The organism is Dysgonomonas sp. UBA7630, from assembly GCF_002483985.1.
In the GTDB taxonomy this organism is placed as follows: Bacteria; Bacteroidota; Bacteroidia; order Bacteroidales; family Dysgonomonadaceae; genus Dysgonomonas.
In genome coordinates, this window is record NZ_DLIY01000003.1 from 1 (window position 1) to 2,928 (window position 2,928).

Annotated in this window: 4 protein-coding genes and 1 pseudogene; 2 read left to right on the forward strand and 3 right to left on the reverse strand. The window is 31.2% G+C overall.

The genetic code is table 11. The annotated features are described in order from the left end of the window. Positions 1-363: pseudogene (locus B3P17_RS00765) on the forward strand (hypothetical protein); the annotation flags it as partial. Positions 364-523: 160 nt separating this feature from the next. Here B3P17_RS00765 and B3P17_RS00770 read toward each other — a convergent pair. Next, positions 524-952 (reverse strand): hypothetical protein, encoded by a 429-nt coding sequence (locus tag B3P17_RS00770; RefSeq protein WP_252638332.1) that lies wholly within the window; start codon positions 950-952, stop codon positions 524-526. 193 nt (positions 953-1,145) lie between these two features. Here B3P17_RS00770 and B3P17_RS00775 point away from each other — a divergent pair, with 193 nt between their 5' ends. Next, complete coding sequence (locus B3P17_RS00775; RefSeq protein WP_252638333.1) at positions 1,146-1,460, forward strand: hypothetical protein; 315 nt, start codon at positions 1,146-1,148, stop codon at positions 1,458-1,460. Between the two features lie 10 nt (positions 1,461-1,470). Here the strand turns inward: B3P17_RS00775 and B3P17_RS00780 are convergent, their stop codons facing one another. Continuing rightward, positions 1,471-1,722 carry a hypothetical protein gene (locus tag B3P17_RS00780; protein WP_252638334.1) on the reverse strand — a complete coding sequence of 84 codons (252 nt, stop codon included), beginning with the start codon at positions 1,720-1,722 and terminating at the stop codon, positions 1,471-1,473. 417 nt (positions 1,723-2,139) lie between these two features. Continuing rightward, a complete protein-coding gene (locus B3P17_RS00785) occupies positions 2,140-2,316 on the reverse strand; it encodes a hypothetical protein (RefSeq protein WP_252638335.1) in 177 nt (58 codons plus the stop codon). Between the last annotated feature and the right edge of the window lie 612 nt (positions 2,317-2,928).

A 2,928-nucleotide genomic window follows, 5' to 3' on the forward strand; every position in this document is an offset into this window, starting at 1 on the left:
ATTAACACTGGATTTTCCAAAGCCCAACGTTTTTGGTATAAGTCAGGAATATTTAATATTGAAACCATAAAGAACAGGAATGTACAGGTTGCCCTTGTTTCTAACGAATATAATGATACATATAAAATGATATTGGATTATGAAAACAAAACCGATTCGATTATGAAAAATTTCTTCTTCCTACTTGACAACAGCAACGATTACACAATAATTGATTGCATACTTAGTGCGGAAGAATATAAGAATTTAAATAAATCGCTTATCCGATTCAACGGAGACCTTTATAATGTAGCTGAAATAGATGGTTATGACCCTTTAGGTAAGAATCAGGCAACACTAAAACTCATTCGCAAAATAAAATAATACAGAAGAGGGTATATCAAAAATAAAAACATACTATCAACGTATTACTTTCTATTGTTATGTTGAACGATAGTGAAACGTCTCTCCTCTCAAAAGAGATTCTTCCCTACAGCCAGGATGACAGAATGATCGTAAAAATTGCTTTTGATACATCCTCTTTCTATTCTTGGACTTTTGTTAGATTTGACCATGATTCATCCTTTTCAAGTTCATATGTATATTGCAATTTATTGTTTTTCACTTTATATCTATTTATTTCATTTGGCAGATTTTTAAAGGCTTTATCATTGATGATATATTTTTCTCTCCACAATTCCATAGTATATTTTCCATTGGGATGGAAGTATACATTATATACTTTGAAATCTTCAGAAAAGCAAATTCCCCTATCAGTATCCCAATTGAACCTCCATACCCCCTTTATCGGATTAAACCCTTCCGGCTTAAAATTAGGGTCGGCAGGATCGTTCCAATCGCCGTTCCATACAAATTCTTGGGGTTTCTTCGTTTCCTCTTCCATATCACCTCCACACGAATAGAAGGCTACAGACAGGCTGAGCAGTAGGATTATGGATAGTAGTTTTTTCATTTTTGCCTCGGTTTGTTTGACTGTAAAGATATAGAAAATAGCTGAGGAAGCAAGTATTTTAGTTAAAATGGGATTTCTGCGTATCGAGAAAGTAATAATCGAGAAACCGTTCAATCAAAAAGTGATTTCTTATTGCTACTTTCGTCTTTTGAATAAATTGTTACAAAAAATACAGAAATTCAACGATCGCTTTATGAAAAAAGTTGCCTACAGTGCTTTATATAGCCTCTTATATCTTCTTGGTCTTATTTTTCTATATCTGATAATAGGGTATATAGTAGAAAAACTATACGGCTATCCCCACCAATCGAGCGATGCGTATTTATTATATAATCCTTTTGTGGTTGTAGGAAAAACCATGAAAGCATATATTGTAGGGCTAATTGTCTCTATCAATATTCTGGTTTATCTTTTCATTAGCAAGAGGATGGATAAGTTTTTGTTTATCCCATTCTTTACTATATCGGCTATGCTTCTGACGATATTTGTGTATGCTCTTTTCTTTTAAAGTATCGAAATTACTTCTTTTTCTGGTCGTTTCGGTATTGCTCCAACTGCTTATCAATTGACTTCCCTGTTCTGGCATCGAGATCAGCGGGAAGGCCATAACCATCGCAATGGAACGAGCAATAGTTACAATTATCGGCACATTCCCTGTCGCAATTCGGATAATTGCACTGATTAATACCAAGCAATGAATTGATTACCATACATGAATTGAGGGAGATAAAAAAAGATAGGATTAAAGTTCGCGTTAGTGTTTTTTTCATATTTGTGCTATTAAAAATGTAAAAGTTAATATCATCAATTGTTTTAACAATGTGTTTGGAATAAATTACCTTAACCCCAAAAACGACAAGATATACTTCCCATACATAGAATAAATGGAGGCGGATACTATAGTAAGAAATATTGCAATAATTAAAAAAAGTGTACTTTTATATTTTAGCCCATGATATTTTGCAAAAAATGAGCATAAATAACAGAAGACTGCCAATAGAGGCGACGCCATTAGAATGAAAGCAAAAAATATAACTACTGTTCCTAATATATCTTTGAGTATAATCATCTACCTAAAGTAATTAAAGAATTAAAAAGTTAAAGTAATATTTTATCCAATGAATAACATATTCTTTCTTTAAACATGGCAAAAAAATTGAGATATAATTAAATAAAAAGCTTAACTTCTAATCAAGAAAACGCGTAAAAATATTAATAATCAATCCCAAACTGACAATAGCTACTACCAGATAAAAAACGAAATGCAAGTATATACTTGTTTTTGATAATGTATCCGGCATATCCTTATATGGAGGAGTAGTCTTGTATATACCCCTGACGATAAATAGAACAATTTTATTCATACCGCAAATGTAAAAAAATGAATAAGAGGAAAACAGAAAAAGATCAGAAAAAATAGAGATCCAATTGGCAACAAACTAATAAAATAGCTTAGATAAGATATCATCCATAAAAGTAACAAGAAGGATGAAAGCGATTATTGCAAAAACTGTATAAGCTTTGTCTCTTCTCTTCTTTCTAAAAAGATATATTCCATATACAGATAAAAGAAAAATAATATAGCCATATATCCACCAGAAACTAAAGAAAAAACTAAAATTAAATTTCATTTTCCAAAAGGAATAAAATAAATAAGAAGCCCGCGAAATCACTTCGCAGACTTCCCAACCTNNACAAACTTTACAAAACTACAGACATAAAACAGCCCACCTCCGAAAAAGTTCGCCCCATAACACCGAAAAAGTGTAAAAAAATATTAATTTTTCATTTTAGATAGAGTAAATCTGTCGGAAAGGGTGAGTTGTTGAAAAAGATAACCACATTTGCAAGACAAAATATTTCGAAGTAAAATATATTTCATTTACTTTGACAAACACATTTATGACAACTATTACAAAATGAACAATAAAAATATTTCATTATCATTCATTGCCCTTATTGCTTTTTTAATTATA